Origin of the sequence: Pseudomonas sp. IT-93MI4, from assembly GCF_949767635.1 — a bacterium.
In the GTDB taxonomy this organism is placed as follows: domain Bacteria; phylum Pseudomonadota; class Gammaproteobacteria; order Pseudomonadales; family Pseudomonadaceae; genus Aquipseudomonas; species Aquipseudomonas putida_A.
Genome location: NZ_CATKPP010000056.1, coordinates 97,089 through 112,715 on the forward strand (window position 1 = coordinate 97,089; position 15,627 = coordinate 112,715).

General features: G+C 60.9%; 13 protein-coding genes. 9 read left to right on the top strand and 4 right to left on the bottom strand.

The genetic code is table 11. From position 1 onward, the window contains the following. Positions 1 to 75: 75 nt before the first annotated feature. Positions 76 to 444 (bottom strand): YkgJ family cysteine cluster protein, encoded by a 369-nt coding sequence (locus ACM6I7_RS23210; protein WP_414889356.1) that lies wholly within the window; start codon positions 442 to 444, stop codon positions 76 to 78. Between the two features lie 301 nt (positions 445 to 745). On the opposite strand from ACM6I7_RS23210, the gene ACM6I7_RS23215 reads away from it, so the two are divergent. Continuing rightward, a complete protein-coding gene (locus ACM6I7_RS23215; protein WP_027614388.1) occupies positions 746 to 2,095 on the top strand; it encodes a spinster family MFS transporter in 1,350 nt (449 codons plus the stop codon). A gap of 172 nt (positions 2,096 to 2,267) precedes the next feature. Here ACM6I7_RS23215 and rapA read toward each other — a convergent pair whose 3' ends face one another. Next, complete coding sequence (rapA, locus tag ACM6I7_RS23220) at positions 2,268 to 5,114, bottom strand: RNA polymerase-associated protein RapA (protein ID WP_027614389.1); 2,847 nt, start codon at positions 5,112 to 5,114, stop codon at positions 2,268 to 2,270. Positions 5,115 to 5,368: 254 nt separating this feature from the next. Between rapA and ACM6I7_RS23225 the strand changes: the two genes are divergently transcribed. The 3 genes from ACM6I7_RS23225 to ccoM all read left to right on the top strand — a co-directional run bounded on the left by ACM6I7_RS23225 (position 5,369) and on the right by ccoM (position 6,246). Next, positions 5,369 to 5,710: an aspartate-semialdehyde dehydrogenase gene (locus ACM6I7_RS23225; RefSeq protein WP_414889357.1), complete on the top strand. Its 342-nt coding sequence runs from the start codon at positions 5,369 to 5,371 to the stop codon at positions 5,708 to 5,710. A 112-nt stretch (positions 5,711 to 5,822) separates the two neighbouring features. Next, positions 5,823 to 5,984, top strand: coding sequence for a hypothetical protein (locus tag ACM6I7_RS23230; protein ID WP_096797040.1), 162 nt, complete (start codon positions 5,823 to 5,825; stop codon positions 5,982 to 5,984). 148 nt (positions 5,985 to 6,132) lie between these two features. Further along, positions 6,133 to 6,246 (top strand): cytochrome c oxidase subunit CcoM, encoded by a 114-nt coding sequence (gene ccoM, locus ACM6I7_RS23235; protein ID WP_003222396.1) that lies wholly within the window; start codon positions 6,133 to 6,135, stop codon positions 6,244 to 6,246. A gap of 1,050 nt (positions 6,247 to 7,296) precedes the next feature. On the opposite strand, the gene ACM6I7_RS23240 is transcribed toward ccoM, so the two are convergent. Together ACM6I7_RS23240 and ACM6I7_RS23245 are read right to left on the bottom strand one after the other, a co-directional pair. After that, positions 7,297 to 8,772: an inorganic phosphate transporter gene (locus ACM6I7_RS23240; protein ID WP_003222397.1), complete on the bottom strand. Its 1,476-nt coding sequence runs from the start codon at positions 8,770 to 8,772 to the stop codon at positions 7,297 to 7,299. Between the two features lie 376 nt (positions 8,773 to 9,148). Continuing rightward, positions 9,149 to 9,349, bottom strand: a complete 201-nt coding sequence (locus tag ACM6I7_RS23245) for a hypothetical protein (protein ID WP_003222398.1) — start codon at positions 9,347 to 9,349, stop codon at positions 9,149 to 9,151. Between the two features lie 653 nt (positions 9,350 to 10,002). Here ACM6I7_RS23245 and pcaR point away from each other — a divergent pair. The 5 genes from pcaR (at position 10,003) to pcaF (ending at position 15,593) form a co-directional block, all read left to right on the top strand. After that, positions 10,003 to 10,845 (top strand): pca regulon transcriptional regulator PcaR, encoded by an 843-nt coding sequence (gene pcaR / locus ACM6I7_RS23250; RefSeq protein ID WP_414889358.1) that lies wholly within the window; start codon positions 10,003 to 10,005, stop codon positions 10,843 to 10,845. Positions 10,846 to 11,139: 294 nt separating this feature from the next. Next, entirely contained in the window at positions 11,140 to 12,486 is a 1,347-nt protein-coding gene (locus tag ACM6I7_RS23255) for an MFS transporter (RefSeq protein ID WP_027614391.1), read from the top strand. 268 nt (positions 12,487 to 12,754) lie between these two features. Continuing rightward, positions 12,755 to 13,612 carry a CoA transferase subunit A gene (locus ACM6I7_RS23260; protein ID WP_003222404.1) on the top strand — a complete coding sequence of 286 codons (858 nt, stop codon included), beginning with the start codon at positions 12,755 to 12,757 and terminating at the stop codon, positions 13,610 to 13,612. After that, positions 13,612 to 14,391 (top strand): CoA-transferase subunit beta, encoded by a 780-nt coding sequence (locus ACM6I7_RS23265; protein WP_027614392.1) that lies wholly within the window; start codon positions 13,612 to 13,614, stop codon positions 14,389 to 14,391. The genes ACM6I7_RS23260 and ACM6I7_RS23265 overlap by 1 nt, the downstream gene beginning before the upstream one ends. Then, positions 14,388 to 15,593 carry a 3-oxoadipyl-CoA thiolase gene (gene pcaF, locus ACM6I7_RS23270; protein WP_177408942.1) on the top strand — a complete coding sequence of 402 codons (1,206 nt, stop codon included), beginning with the start codon at positions 14,388 to 14,390 and terminating at the stop codon, positions 15,591 to 15,593. Before ACM6I7_RS23265 ends, pcaF begins: the two co-directional genes overlap by 4 nt. Positions 15,594 to 15,627 lie beyond the last annotated feature (34 nt).

The window sequence follows — 15,627 nt, forward strand, 5'->3', positions numbered from 1 at the left end:
TTTGCCATGCAAGCGGTAGTGGCACATTGGCGCCAACCATTTCGGCATGAGCTCAATAGCGATTGGCGCTAAGCGTCAGGCACTCTGGTCGTAATGAACCCGGTTCCACTCCGGTTCGAGGGGCGGCAAGCCGAATCGCGCCCGTGCGGCGTCGCAATCGACGTTCTGTTCACCGTTCTCCCATGATGCCTCGAACTCGCGGCAGGTGCTGGAACGCTTGTCGTAGATCGAGCATTGCACAACGTTGCCGACCTCACCGACCAACGCGGTGCAGCGTGCCGGTTTCTGATCGGTACCGATCATGGCCACCCGGCTGGGTGTGATCTGGGTGACCAGTTCATCGGGCACCGTACCGCCGGAGGAGGCGCATTCACCCCAGAAAAAAGACACGCGAAAATGGGAACAGCAGGCACCGCAATTCAGACACGGACTGACTTCGGACATGGGGAGGGTATCAAAGGGGTTGATCGGCGAATCCGGACGGATCCGGCGGCTATTCTAGGCTTCGCCATGAACTTGGGAAGGGGGGCGCGAAAGTATTTTTTTGTAGCCGGGTTTTGCCGCGAAACCCCCGGTTTATGGGGGATTTCAGTGTTATCAAGGGCTTACGTTTCGTTACAGTGCCATGGCCCGTTATCAGGCTGACGAATGATCACAGACAGCCCCGGCAGGCCTGTCTAGATTGCAGGTTCCGGGCTCGGATGCGTCGGCAGTGAAGCCCACATAACAATAAAGAGACGGACCCATGCAGAACTCGACCCAAGCGGCGAATGCCTGGCGCATTCTGTTCCTGTTATTCCTTGCCAACCTGTTCAATTTCTTCGACCGCACCATTCCGGCGATCATCATCGAGCCGATCCGCATGGAATGGCACCTCAGCGATTTTCAACTGGGAATCGTCGGCACCGCGTTCACCCTGGTTTATGCGATCGCCGGCCTGCCGCTGGGGCGCATGGCCGATACCGGTTCGCGCAGCAAACTGATGGGCTGGGGCCTGGCGACCTGGAGCGCGCTGACGGCGGTCAACGGGCTGGTCGGCAGTTTCTGGAGTTTTCTGCTGGTGCGCATGGGCATCGGCATTGGCGAGGCCAGTTACGCGCCGGCCGCCAACTCGTTGATCGGTGACCTGTTCCCGGCGCACCGTCGGGCGCGGGCCATGGGTATTTTCATGCTCGGCCTGCCGTTGGGCCTGCTGCTGGCGTTCTTCACCATCGGCGCGATGGTCAAGGCCTTCGACAGCTGGCGCGCGCCGTTCTTTATCGCGGCGGTGCCGGGGCTGATCCTCGCGGTGTTCATGTTCTTCATCAAGGAACCCAAACGCGGCGCGGCGGAAACCGTGCAGGTGTCCCAAGAGAGAGTCGACAAGCCTATCCGCCGGGTGCTGGCGGTGCCGACATTCCTGTGGCTGGTGATGGCCGGTTTGTGCTTCAACTTCGCCACCTATGCCTGCAACTCGTTTCTGGTGCCGATGCTGCAGCGCTACTTCCTGATGCCGTTGCAGGAGGCGGCGGTGGCGACCGGCGTGATCGTCGGTGTCACCGGGTTGATCGGTCTGACCCTCGGCGGCTGGATCGCTGACAAGATTCATCAACGAGTCGCCAACGGTCGGCTGCTGTTTGCCGGCTTCAGCCTGATCATCTCGACCCTGTGCACCGCGTGGGCGCTGCACGCCGGACGGGTCGAGATCGGCGTGTTCGTCGCGGTGTTCAGCGTCGGCTGGCTGTTTGCCTATAACTTCTACACCTGCGTGTACACGGCGATTCAGGACGTGGTCGAACCACGCCTGCGGGCCACGGCGATGGCGCTGTTCTTTGCCGGGCTGTACTTGCTCGGCGGCGGTTTGGGGCCAGTGGTGGTGGGGGCCTTGTCCGATCATTTCGCCAAATCGGCGATGCTCTCGGCGGGGGCCGAGCAGATGACTGAAGCGTTCAAGGCTGTCGGGCTGCATGACGCGATGTATCTGATACCGGTGGCGCTGTTCTTCACCATGGTGTTTCTGTTTCTGGCGGCGCGGTGTTTTGTGCGCGATGCGCAGCGGATGAAGGAGGGGTTGGTGGCAGTGGTTGAGCCTGATGTTTCTGTGGCGACTGCATAACCGCCTTCGCGAGCAGGCTCGCTCCCACATTGGATCTCCAGCGTGAACACAATCCCTGTGGGAGCGAGCCTGCTCGCGAAAGGGCCAGTAGCATCACCGGATAAATAACAGACAAACAAAAAGGCCCGCATCACTGCGGGCCTTGTTGTTTTCAACGCTGGAGCAGGGCGGCTTAACCCGCCACCAACACCCGTATCGCTTCCAGACGCAATGCCGCTTTATCCAGCATCGCCAGACCCAGTTCACGCTGCTTGCGCAACGCATCCAGTTCGCTGTCGCGTACAGTCGGGTTGACCGCTTGCAACGCGGTCAGGCGCGCCAGTTCTTCGTCGGTGTCCGCCGCGAGACGACGACGGGCCTCGGCCACGCGGTCGGCGTGACGCGGGGTGATCTTGTCTTCACCGGCGTTGATCCGTGGCGTCAGCTGATCGCGCTGGGCCTGGATGAACTTGTTGGCGCTGGCGCGTGGCACGCTTTCCAGTTGATCGTTCAAGGTTTCGAACGAGACGCGGGCCGACAGATCGTTGCCGTTGGCGTCGAGCAGGCAGCGCAGGGCGGCCGGTGGCAGGTAGCGGCCCAGTTGCAGCGAGCGCGGTGCAACCACTTCGCTGACGTAGAGCAGTTCCAGCAACACCGTGCCCGGTTTCAGTGCCTTGTTCTTGATCAGTGCGACGGCGGTGTTGCCCATCGAGCCGGACAGCACCAGGTCCATGCCGCCCTGCACCATCGGGTGTTCCCAGGTGATGAACTGCATGTCTTCGCGCGACAGCGCCTGGTTGCGGTCGTAGGTGATGGTCACGCCTTCGTCATCGCCCAGCGGGAAGCTGGCGTCGAGCATCTTCTCGCTCGGCTTGAGGATCAGGGCGTTTTCCGAATGGTCTTCGCTGTCGATGCCGAACGCGTCGAACAGGGTTTCCATATAGATCGGCAGGGCGAACTGATCGTCTTGCTCAAGGATGTCCTCGACCAACTGATCGCCTTCGCCCGAACCGCCGGAGTTCAGCTCCAGCAGACGGTCGCGGCCGGTGTGCAGCTCGGCTTCCAGACGCTCGCGCTCGGTGCGCGCTTCGTCGATCAGCGCTTGCCACTCACCGTCGTCGGCTTCTTCAAGCAGCGGCAGCAGGCGCGGGCCGAACTGATGCTGCAAGGCGTTGCCGGTCGGGCAGGTGTTGAGGAACGCGTTCAGCGCTTCGTGGTACCACTGGAACAGGCGCTCTTGCGGGCTGGTTTCCAGGTACGGCACGTGCAGTTCGATGATGTGCTTCTGGCCGATCCGGTCGAGACGACCGATACGCTGCTCAAGCAGGTCCGGGTGCGACGGCAGATCGAACAGCACCAGGTGGTGAGCGAACTGGAAGTTGCGACCTTCACTGCCGATTTCCGAGCAGATCAGCACCTGCGCGCCGAACTCTTCGTCGGCAAAGTAGGCGGCGGCGCGGTCACGCTCAAGGATGTTCATGCCTTCATGGAACACCGTGGCCGGGATGCCGGAACGCACGCGCAGCGCGTCTTCCAGGTCCATCGCGGTTTCGGCGTGGGCGCAGATCACCAGCACTTTGGTGCGCTTGAGCATTTTCAGCTGATCAATCAGCCACTCGACGCGCGGGTCGAATTTCCACCAGCGCTCTTCTTCGCTGGCGTCCGGCTGGGCCTGGAAGCTGACTTCCGGGTACAGCTCGGCGTGATCACCCAGCGGCAGTTCGAGGTATTCGTCCGGGCATGGCAGCGGGTACGGGTGCAGTTTGCGCTCGGGGAAACCCTGCACCGCGGCGCGGGTGTTACGGAACAGCACGCGGCCGGTGCCGTGGCGGTCGAGCAGCTCGCGCACCAGACGCGCGCTGGCTTCGCTATCGCCATCGTTGACCGCGGTCAGCAAGGCTTCGCCTTCGTTGCCGAGGAAACCGTGGATGGTCTTGTGTGCTGCAGGCGACAGGCGCCCTTTGTCGAGCAGTTCCTGAACGGCTTCGGCCACCGGGCGATAGTTCTCGCTCTCGGCGCGGAACGCGGCCAGGTCATGGAAACGGTTCGGGTCGAGCAGGCGCAGACGGGCGAAGTGGCTGTCCTGACCGAGTTGTTCCGGGGTCGCGGTGAGCAGCAGCACGCCGGGAATCACTTCAGCCAATTGTTCGACCAGCGAGTACTCGGGGCTGGCCTTGTCTTCGTGCCACACCAGGTGGTGGGCTTCGTCGACCACCATCAGATCCCAGCCGGCGGCGAACAAGGCGTCCTGCGCCTTCTCGTCTTCGACCAGCCACTCCAGGGCAACCAATGCCAGCTGGGTGTCTTCGAACGGGTTGGTGGCATCGCTTTCGATGAAGCGTTCTTCGTCGAACAGCGCGACCTGCAGGTTGAAGCGGCGGCGCATTTCCACCAGCCACTGGTGCTGCAGGTTTTCCGGCACCAGGATCAGCACTCGGTTGGCGCGGCCCGAGAGCAGTTGGCGATGGATCACCAGACCGGCTTCGATGGTTTTACCCAGACCCACTTCGTCCGCCAGCAGAACCCGCGGCGCGATACGGTCGGCGACTTCACGGGCGATGTGCAGTTGGTGCGCGATCGGTTGCGCACGCACGCCGCCCAGGCCCCAGAGCGAAGACTGCAACTGGCGGCTGGTGTGTTCCAGGGTGTTGTAGCGCAGGGAGAACCACGACAGCGGGTCGATCTGCCCGGCGAACAGACGGTCGCTGGCCAGACGGAACTGAATGAAGTTCGACAGCTGGGTTTCCGGCAGGGTAACGGCTTCGTTCTGCCCGTTGAGACCGTGATAGACCATCAGCCCGTCGACGTCGTCGACTTCGCGCACGGTCATCTTCCAGCCTTCGAAGTGAGTAATGGTGTCACCCGGCGAGAACCGCACGCGGGTGAGGGGCGCATTCCGTAGCGCGTACTGGCGGGTTTCGCCAGTGGCCGGGTAAAGCACGGTCAACAAGCGGCCGTCCTGTGCCAGAACGGTGCCTAAACCAAGCTCTGCTTCGCTGTCACTGATCCAGCGTTGCCCCGGTTGATACTGCTGCGCCATGCTGCCTGACTCCCACCTTGAAAAAGCGGGCTATCTTAACGGAATGCAGGCCTCCAGACCAAAGGTTTACGAGTGTAGGAGCTGCCGAAGGCTGCGATCTTTCGATCTTCGGGAACGCTTGCGTTCTACGGTGTTCCATTAAAGATCGCAGCCTGCGGCAGCTCCTACAGGTGCCAAATGCGTCACAGATTTGCGACGGATGGCTCAAGGCGCCTTTGCCGCAGCCGATAGCCTGCTGACAGGAGACCCTTTATATGCTGCCACCGATGCTCCCCCTGAGCGCTGTGCCGATCACTTCCCAGCAGGATCCGATTCGCCAGCGGCCGGACATTCCTCCGGTGGTGCCGGTGCAGGAGAGCTCCAACGAAAGCACGATCGATCTGCAAAAGCGCGATCCGGAAGAGGATCGACTGCTGGCGCGCGAAGAACAGCGTCGCCAGCAGGAGCGTGATCGTCGCCGTCGCGAAGCCGACGAAGAACCGGAAGAACACCTCGCCGTGCCGGGCACCGAGCTGAATGCCGACAACACCGTGCCGGTGGTGCCGCTGATGGAAGATCAGCCGCGTCAGGGCTTGTGGGTCGATATCGAGATCTGAGTCTGCTTATTTACATCAATTGTTGTCGAGCGCTGGCGTCAGGCTGCATGATTGGCGCAGTCCTGCCTCTGATGCGGCAGTTGTGTTTTCTTCAAGTGATGCGCTGAACGTCATGAGCCAAGATGAAAAACTGATCGACCTCGGCACCGAGCGCGCCAAGCGTGTGCATGATCTCAACGAAAAGCGGCTGAACGAAGTGCGCAAGGCCTTCGAGCAAGCCATGCCGTTGGGAAAAGCTCAGAAAAAGCCGAAAAAGAAACCGAAAAAGCGTTGATCTTCCCCTGCATCCTTTGATGCAGGTCAGTTATTTTCCCGCCTTTGCCTTCTGTGTTGACCGGACTTGATCCTGGTCAATTTCTGCGCCTGCGCGATTGGTTAACTTAGCTCCATCGCAGCAAAGCAGGGGCCAGGAGGCCACAGTCATGTTTTTCGATAACGTGGTGTTTGCCGGGGTTCTGACCGTAGGTCTCATGGTTCTGTTTTTTGCAGGGTTTGGATTTTTTATCTGGAAGGATGCGAATAAGCGCAAGAAGTAGGTCTTTCCGGGTTTGATGAGCACGCAAGGCATTTTGGGGCGACTTCGGTTGCCCCTTTTTTTTGTGTCTTGGCGGCCTTTGGGCCGACCAGACTTTGGGTGTGCTTTGTGAATATCCGTTGCTGCGGTAACGGCGGCTTAGGGTTCCGCCCTTACGGCGGGTCACCTTTTCCAAACGCCGAAAAGGTAACCCAAAAGGCTTGCTCCTACGTTCGGCCCGCTCGCTGGGGCTCGGGGTCCCTTCGCTCCGGGATCGATCCGGGCGCAGCGCCTCCGGTTTGCTTCGCTGCACCTCCTCTCGCTGTGTTTGGCTGCGCCAAACGGTCGCTGCGCTCCCACCCCCGGATCAATCCCTCCACTCAGCCTTCCGATGTCGCCCGTGGATCAAGATCAAGAGCTGCAGCCGAGCTTGCGCTCATCCTGTTGAGTGGGGCGGCTTTGCCGCATGGGTTGTGCGCTTGCTCGCGAAGGCGGCCTGCCAGCCGACCAATCTCTAACTGAACACACCCAATCCCACTGTGGGAGCGGGCTTGCTCGCGAAGGCGGCCTGACAGCCGACCAATCTCTAACTGAATACACCCAACCCCATGTAGGAGCTGCCGAAGGCTGCGATCTTTTGATCTGGATCTGGATCTGGATCTGGATCTGGATCTGGCTCTGGCTCTGGCTCTTGCTCTGGCTCTTGATATGGCTTTTGATCTTCAGCCCCTTCGGCAGGCCGAGCGAAGGTGTCCATCCGGGGGTTAGGCGCGCAGCGCCATGCGGCGAAGCCGCATACATCGAGAGGAGGTGCAGCGAAGCAAACCGGAGGCGATGCCCCCGGATGGACACCGTAGCGAGGGAACACTGAGCCTAAGCGAAGTGCCGTACGCCGGGGCAAGACTTTTTGGTTACTTTTGAGGCGTTTGTCAAAAGTGACTCGCTGTAAGAGCGAAACCGCCAGCGGCAGCACCCGAAGCAACGGATATGCCCCCAATCCAACTCTCAACCAAAACAAAACAAAAAAGGCGCGATCCTCACGAATCACGCCTTTCTCATGTGCTGCGGTCTATCAGCTACCCAACGCTTTAGACGCCAACCAGAACAACCCAGCCGACAACGCCACAGTCGCCGGCAAGGTCAAAACCCACGCCAGCAGGATAGTGCGAACAGTCCCGCCCTGCAGGCCGCTCTTGTTGGCGACCATGGTGCCGGCCACGCCCGAGGACAGCACGTGAGTGGTTGATACCGGCAGGCTGAAGATGTTGGCCATACCGATCAAGCTGGCGGTAGTGATCTGCGCCGACATGCCTTGAGAGTAGGTCATGCCCTGCTTGCCGATCTTCTCGCCGATGGTCAGTACCACGCGTTTCCAACCGACCATGGTACCCAGGCCAAGGGCCAGGGCGACCGCGAGAATCACCCAGAACGGGGCGTATTCGGTGGTGGTGGTCAGGTCTTTGCGCAGTTTGTCCAGGTCAGCCTTCTCACGCGCTTCCAGGCCTGGCAGCTTGCCGACTTTCTTCGCGGTGTCGTCCAGGCACAGCAAGTAGCGACGGACTTCGATGCGGCTTTCCGAGGACAGCGAATGGTAGTCCGCTACACCTTTAAGGGTGCCAAGCAGGGCGTTGATGGTCGGTTCGGTCTGCTGCGGGTTGCAGCGGAATTTTTCCGGCAGATCGCCTTCAACACTTTTGCCCAGGGCCAGGAATTCGCCCAGAGAATCGGCATTGCGCTTGTAGAACTGGCTCAGGTGCAAGGTCGCGTCGCGGGTGCGCTCGATCTGGTAGGTGGTGCTGCTCAGGTCGAGGACGAACTGCGCAGGCACGATACCGATCAGTACCAGCATGATCAGGCCGATGCCTTTCTGACCATCGTTGGAACCGTGCACGAAGCTCACGGCCATGGCCGAGATTACCAGGACCAGGCGGTTCCAGAACGGCGGGTGCTTCTTGTCGTCGATCTTGCGGCGCTGTTCCGGGGTCTTGTGCATCTTCGACAGCGGGCGCCACCACTTCAGGCCGATCAGGATCAGCGCGGCGATCAGGAAGCCAGCCATTGGCGAAAACACCAGCGAGGCGCCGATGTCGATCGCTTTCTGCCAGTTCACGCCGTCGGCCAACGGGATGTTGTTGATCAGGGCGTTGGCCAGGCCGACACCGAGGATCGAGCCGATCAGGGTGTGGGAACTGGAGGCCGGGATACCGAAGTACCAGGTGCCCAGGTTCCAGGTGATCGCCGCGGCGAGCAACGAGAACACCATCGCCAGGCCATGGCCGGTATTCACATTGATCAGCAGTTCTACCGGCAGCAGGTGAACAATGGCATACGCCACGCCAACGCCGCCCAGCAACACGCCGAGGAAGTTGAACACACCGGAGAAGAACACCGCCAGGTGAGGCGGCATGGCTTTGGTGTAGATAACAGTGGCTACCGCGTTAGCGGTGTCATGAAATCCATTGATGAACTCGAAGGCGAGGACAAACGTCAGGGCGAGCAAGAGGCTCACAAGCACCCAAGCATCCAGTCCGCTGAATAAATCGATCATGAAGGTTTTCTGACCCGGTCATAAGGGGGCGCGATTATGCCAGAAAAGACTGGAAATCGATCCCCTACCTGCTCATCGGTAGCAATCAATGTCGAATTAAATTGTTGCAAGGTGCAATGCCCGAGCATGTTGCAGGGTTTTTCAAGTGTTTGATTAGCTTGAAAAAACCTTCGGGCAGCAGGCATTTCGTCGAGCGCGCGCGAGCCTCAAACGCCTGTGTGAAATATCTCTGAAACGAGTCAGACACGCTCCTTTCCCGTGCAGGCCGGGGGAGGTGGGCCGCTACCCGCGGATAGCGGGCGCGCAAGGCATGGTCGGGTCACCGTGCTTTTAGCCGGTGGCGACGCAGACCCTCGAAAATCTCAGGATCGCCCGTTCAGGGCTCTTCGGTTTTGAGTTCTTCTTCCATCTTTTTCAGTTCTTGCTGGAAAACCTGATCCTGAACGGTGGGGCGTTTGCGCCATGCCTTGCGTTCCGGTTCGGGTTGCGCGGCGTAGGTGGTGACTTCCCCGCCGTAAACTTCCTTGTAACGTTGTTCCTGGCGCTCAAGTTCCGCGCGCAGTTCGTCTTTCGTCACAGTGCTACCTGTTTGAGTTGAGATAAATATCTGGTGAAACGCACGGCAACGAGTCGATTGAACACGTCCACCAAAGGGCCATGCCGGTTCAGGCATTGGCGTTATCGGCAGGGCGATCAAGACTTCCATGTTGCAGGCGGCTACGGCACCAGATTAAAACTGACGCAGCATCAGTTTCCTGTTTCAGCAAGCGCGCTGGCGGTGCATGAATAATGAGCGTCAGGCGCTGGCCGGGCTGACGGCAATAGGCATCGGGTCAGCGGGTGGCACCCTCGGCCAGTGAAAACGTGGCGCCACTGAGGTGCATTATAGCGGTCGATTCGGGAATGACTATCTTTGCCAAGTTAAAAACGGTTCGGGATGTGTGATCGTTTTGTTACTGACAAGTTTTATCGCTAGTTGAAATTCGCCGAAACCTTTTAAGGACTCGCGTTCAGTTTCTGGCGCCATTAAGTCGATCAACTAATGAGGCATGCGAAGTTGGATGAACAGGCAGGTGAACCAATGAAGAAGCCAAGAAGGACAGAGGCTGATGGATTGCGATAATCGGTCGGCGGTTCGATAATCGCCCAATCTTGGTGTCTCGACTCTTGTGCATCTGCTGGCGAGCCGCTTGTATAGCCATTGATTCGTGCCGCAAAAAAGGACAAGAAATGAACGATCAACTGCGCAACTCCTTCACCTCCGTGGCGCCGCCGATCGTCGCTTCGCCGGCCAAACGCATCCAGGCGCTGACCGGCGATCCGGATTTCATGACCTCGCTGGCCCGTGGCCTGGCGGTGGTGCAGGCGTTTCAGGAGCGCAAGCGGCACCTGACCATCGCCCAGATCAGCCACCGCACGGAAATTCCCCGCGCCGCCGTGCGCCGTTGCCTGCATACACTGATCAAACTGGGTTACGCCACCACCGATGGCCGCACGTACTCGTTGTTGCCCAAAGTGCTGACCCTCGGCCACGCGTATCTGTCGTCGACGCCGCTGGCGGTGTCGGCCCAGCCGTACCTCGACCGCATGAGCGAGCAACTGCACGAAGCCTGCAACATGGCCACGCTCGAAGGTGACGACATTTTGTACATCGCCCGCTCGGCGACCACGCAACGGCTGATCTCGGTGGACCTGTCGGTGGGCGGGCGTCTGCCGGCCTATTGCACATCGATGGGCCGCATCCTGCTGGCGGCGCTGGACGACACCTCGCTGCGCGAATACCTCGACCATGCCGAACTGGTGGCCAAGACCAGCCGCACGCTGCACACCCCCGAAAGTCTGCTCGAATGCCTGCAGGAAGTACGGCAGCAGGGCTGGTGCATCGTCGATCAGGAACTCGAACAAGGCCTGCGTTCGATTGCCGTGCCGGTTTACGATGCGTCGGGCCAGGTGGTGGCGGCGCTTAATGTCAGCACCCACGCCGGCCGCGTCAGCCGTACCGAACTGGAACAACGCTTCCTGCCGGGCCTGCTCAGTGCCAGCCGCGACCTCAGCGCGCAGTTGTTCGCCTGATGAAGCTGTTCGATAAACGCACAGTGTTGCGTTTATCGAATTGACGCTAAAAGCCCCGGATCATTAATGTCGCGGCAGCGTCATCCGGCGCAGATTTGAATGAGCCTGCCGGATTGTCGACTCCCATAATAATGACAAGAGGCAACTCACCATGCGCATGCTCCCCGACTGTCTCAGCTCCATTCCCTGTTGCCGGATTCACCGCAACGCCTGATTTCGATCTTCTATTCTTGTGACCGTGCCGCTCTTTGGCCGGCCGCCGTTCGACTGCGTTTTTTGCGTGGAATAAAAATAATGAACCAGCCTCAGTCCGCTGTAGGTAACTGCCTCGACGTGCAGACCTTCATCAATGCCCAACCGATCTCGCGCTATCAGTGGCGGGTGGTGATCCTGTGTTTCCTGATTGTATTTCTCGATGGTCTCGACACCGCGGCGATGGGGTTTATCGCGCCGGCACTGTCCCAGGACTGGGGCATCGACCGCGCCAGCCTTGGCCCGGTAATGAGCGCCGCGTTGATCGGCATGGTCTTCGGCGCACTGGGTTCCGGCCCGCTGGCTGACCGCTTCGGGCGCAAAGTGGTGCTGGTTGGCGCGGTGCTGTTGTTCGGCGCTTTCAGCCTGGCCTCGGCCTACAGCACCAACGTCGAGCAACTGCTGGTGTTGCGCTTCCTCACCGGCCTCGGTCTGGGCGCCGGCATGCCCAACGCCACCACGCTGCTCTCGGAATACACCCCGGAGCGCAAGAAATCCTTGCTGGTGACCAGCATGTTCTGCGGCTTCAACCTCGGCATGGCCGGTGGCGGATTCATTTCGGCGAAGCTGATCCCGGCGTTCGGCTGGCACAGCCTGCTGCTGATCGGCGGGATCCTGCCGCTGATCCTCGCGGTGGTGCTGCTGTTCTGGCTGCCGGAGTCGGCGCGTTTTCTGGTGGTGCGCAATCGCGGCACCGACAAAGTACGCAAGACCTTGTCGCCGATCGATCCGGTCACCGTCGCGCAGGCCTCGAGTTTCAGCGTGCCGGAACAGAAAACCGTCAAGGCGCGCAATGTGTTCGCGGTGATTTTCTCCGGCACCTACAGCGTCGGCACCTTGCTGCTGTGGCTGACCTACTTCATGGGCCTGGTCATCGTTTATCTGCTGACCAGTTGGCTGCCGACCCTGATGCGTGACAGCGGCGCGAGCATGGAGCAGGCGGCGTTCATTGGCGCGTTGTTCCAGTTTGGCGGGGTGTTGAGTGCGGTCGCTGTGGGTTGGGCGATGGATCGCTTCAATCCGCACAAGGTCATCGGCACGTTCTACCTGCTGGCCGGGGTGTTTGCCTACGCGGTGGGGCAGAGCCTGGGCAATATCACATTGCTCGCGACCTTGGTGTTGGTGGCGGGTATGTGCGTCAACGGCGCGCAATCGGCGATGCCGTCTCTGGCGGCACGGTTTTATCCGACCCAGGGGCGCGCGACCGGGGTCTCGTGGATGCTCGGGATTGGCCGCTTTGGCGCGATTCTCGGGGCGTGGATGGGCGCGACGTTGCTGGGGTTGGGCTGGAATTTCGAGCAGGTGCTGACGGCGCTGGTGATTCCGGCGGCGTTGGCGACGACGGCGGTGGTGATCAAAGGCATGGTCAGTCATGCGGATGCGACTTGAGTTTAAGCGTCGGAATATTTGTTGAATGTGCCGGCCCTTTCGCGAGCAGGCTCGCTCCCACATTTTGAAATGCATTCCAATGTGGGAGCGAGCCTGCTCGCGAATGAGGAGATAGTTAGGGGAGTAACAATCCGTTCGATAAACGAACACTCAGTCGATTATCGGATTGTTTGGCGATTTTCAGCGGCTTAATCTTCAGTGACTCCGGCGCTGAACCTCGCGCCTTTTTATCACTGGCGATTCACTACAAAAAACGGGAGCCTGCTCCATGGCTGAGATCCTTTCGCTGCACGACGCGGTGAAGCAATTCGTCAACGACGGCGACACCGTCGCGCTCGAAGGCTTCACTCACCTGATCCCTACGGCGGCAGGTCATGAAATCATTCGGCAGGGCAAGAAAGATCTGACCCTGGTGCGGATGACGCCTGACCTGATCTACGACCAACTGATCGGCGCCGGTTGTGCACGCAAGCTGATCTTCTCCTGGGGTGGCAACCCTGGCGTGGGTTCGCTGCACCGTCTGCGCGACGCGGTCGAGAAACAATGGCCGCATGCGCTGGAAATCGAAGAGCACAGCCACGCCGACCTGGCCAACGCCTACGTCGCCGGCGCTTCCGGCCTACCGTTCGCCGTGCTGCGGGCCTACGCCGGTTCCGACCTGCCGAAGGTCAACCCGCTGATCAAGTCCGTGACCTGCCCGTTCACCGGTGAAGTGCTGGCGGCCGTGCCGTCGGTGCGTCCGGACGTCACCGTGATCCACGCGCAGAAAGCCGACCGTCAGGGCAACGTGCTGCTGTGGGGCATTCTCGGCGTGCAGAAAGAAGCGGCACTGGCGGCCAAGCGCTGCATCGTCACCGTCGAGGAAATCGTCGACAACCTCAACGCCCCGATGAACGCTTGCGTGCTGCCGACCTGGGCCTTGAGCGCGGTTTGCCACGTACCCGGCGGCGCGCATCCGTCCTACGCCCACGGTTACACCGAGCGTGACAATCGCTTCTATCAGGCGTGGGATCCGATCGCCCGCGACCGTGAGACGTTTACCGCGTGGATCAACGAATACATCCATGGCTGCGCTGACTTCAGCGAGTTTCAGGCCAAGTTGGCCGCTGCTTCGGAGGCCAAGTAATGACTTACACCACCAATGAAATGATGACCGTCGCTGCGGCCCGTCGCCTGAAGAACGGCTCGGTGTGCTTCGTCGGCATCGGCCTGCCGTCGAAAGCCGCCAACCTTGCGCGCCTGACTTCGTCGCCGGACGTGGTGCTGATCTACGAATCGGGTCCGATTGGCGCCAAGCCGAGCGTGCTGCCCCTGTCGATCGGTGATGGTGAACTGGCGGAAACCGCCGACACCGTCGTGCCGACCGGTGAGATTTTTCGCTATTGGCTGCAGGGTGGGCGCATCGACGTCGGTTTTCTCGGCGCCGCGCAGGTCGACCGTTTCGGCAACATCAACACCACTGTGGTCGGCGACTATCACGCGCCGAAAGTGCGCCTGCCGGGTGCCGGTGGCGCGCCGGAAATCGCCGGTTCGGCGAAGAGCGTATTGATCATCCTCAAGCAGTCGGCGCGTTCGTTCGTCGACAAGCTCGACTTCATTACCTCGGTCGGTCATGGCGAGGGCGGCGATTCGCGCAAGCGTCTGGGCCTGCCGGGTGCCGGCCCGGTCGGGATCATTACCGACCTGTGCATCATGGAACCGGAGCAGGGCACCCACGAATTCGTGGTCACCGCCCTGCATCCGGGCGTGACCCGCGAGCAAGTGGTCGCCGCCACCGGTTGGGCGATCCGCTTTGCCGACAACGTTGAAACCACGGCGGCACCGACCGAAGTCGAACTCACTGCACTGCGCGATCTCGAAGCGCGCACCGCCGCCGCCCACGGCCAGGCACCGGGAGAAGCATGATGCGTGACGTGTATATCTGCGACGCGATTCGCACCCCCATCGGCCGTTTTGGCGGCGGTTTGTCCGCCGTGCGCGCCGACGATCTGGCCGCCGTGCCGATCAAGGCGCTGATGGAACGCAATCCCTCGGTGGACTGGAACGCGATCGACGAAGTGTTCCTCGGCTGCGCCAACCAGGCTGGTGAAGACAACCGCAACGTGGCGCGCATGGCGCTGCTGCTGGCGGGGCTGCCGGACAGCGTGCCGGGCGTGACCCTCAACCGTCTCTGCGCTTCGGGCATGGACGCGATCGGAACTGCTTTCCGTGCGATCGCCAGCGGCGAGATGGAGCTGGCGATTGCCGGCGGCGTCGAGTCGATGTCCCGCGCGCCGTTCGTGATGGGCAAGGCGGACGCAGCGTTCTCGCGCAACATGAAACTGGAAGACACCACCATTGGCTGGCGTTTCATCAACCCGCTGATGAAAGCCCAGTACGGCGTCGACGCGATGCCGCAGACCGCCGACAACGTCGCCGACGACTATAAAGTGTCGCGCGCCGACCAGGACGCTTTCGCCCTGCGCAGTCAGCAACGCACGGCCGCTGCACAAGCGGCGGGCTATTTCGCCGAGGAGATCGTCGAAGTACGGATCGCCCACAAGAAGGGCGAAACCGTGGTCAGCCAGGACGAACACCCGCGCGCCGACACCACGCTTGAAGCGCTGACCAAACTCAAACCGGTCAACGGCCCGGACAAGACCGTCACCGCCGGCAACGCGTCCGGGGTCAACGACGGCGCCGCCGCGCTGATTCTCGCGTCGGCGGAAGCGGTGAAAAAACACGGCCTGACAGCACGGGCCAAAGTGCTGGGTATGGCCAGCGCCGGTGTTGCACCTAGGGTGATGGGTATCGGCCCGGTGCCGGCGGTGCGCAAACTGATCGAGCGTCTCGGCGTGGCGGTCAGCGATTTCGATGTGATCGAACTCAACGAAGCCTTCGCCAGCCAAGGCCTGGCAGTGCTGCGTGAATTGGGTCTGGCCGACGATGCGCCGCAGGTCAACCCGAACGGTGGCGCGATTGCCTTGGGCCACCCGTTGGGCATGAGCGGGGCGCGACTGGTGCTGACCGCGTTGCATCAGCTGGAAAAGACCGGCGGCAAGAAAGGTCTGGCGACCATGTGCGTCGGCGTCGGGCAGGGTCTGGCCCTGGCCATCGAACGCGTCTGACGCAGCGCGTCGACTGATAAGAACTGAGGAAAGC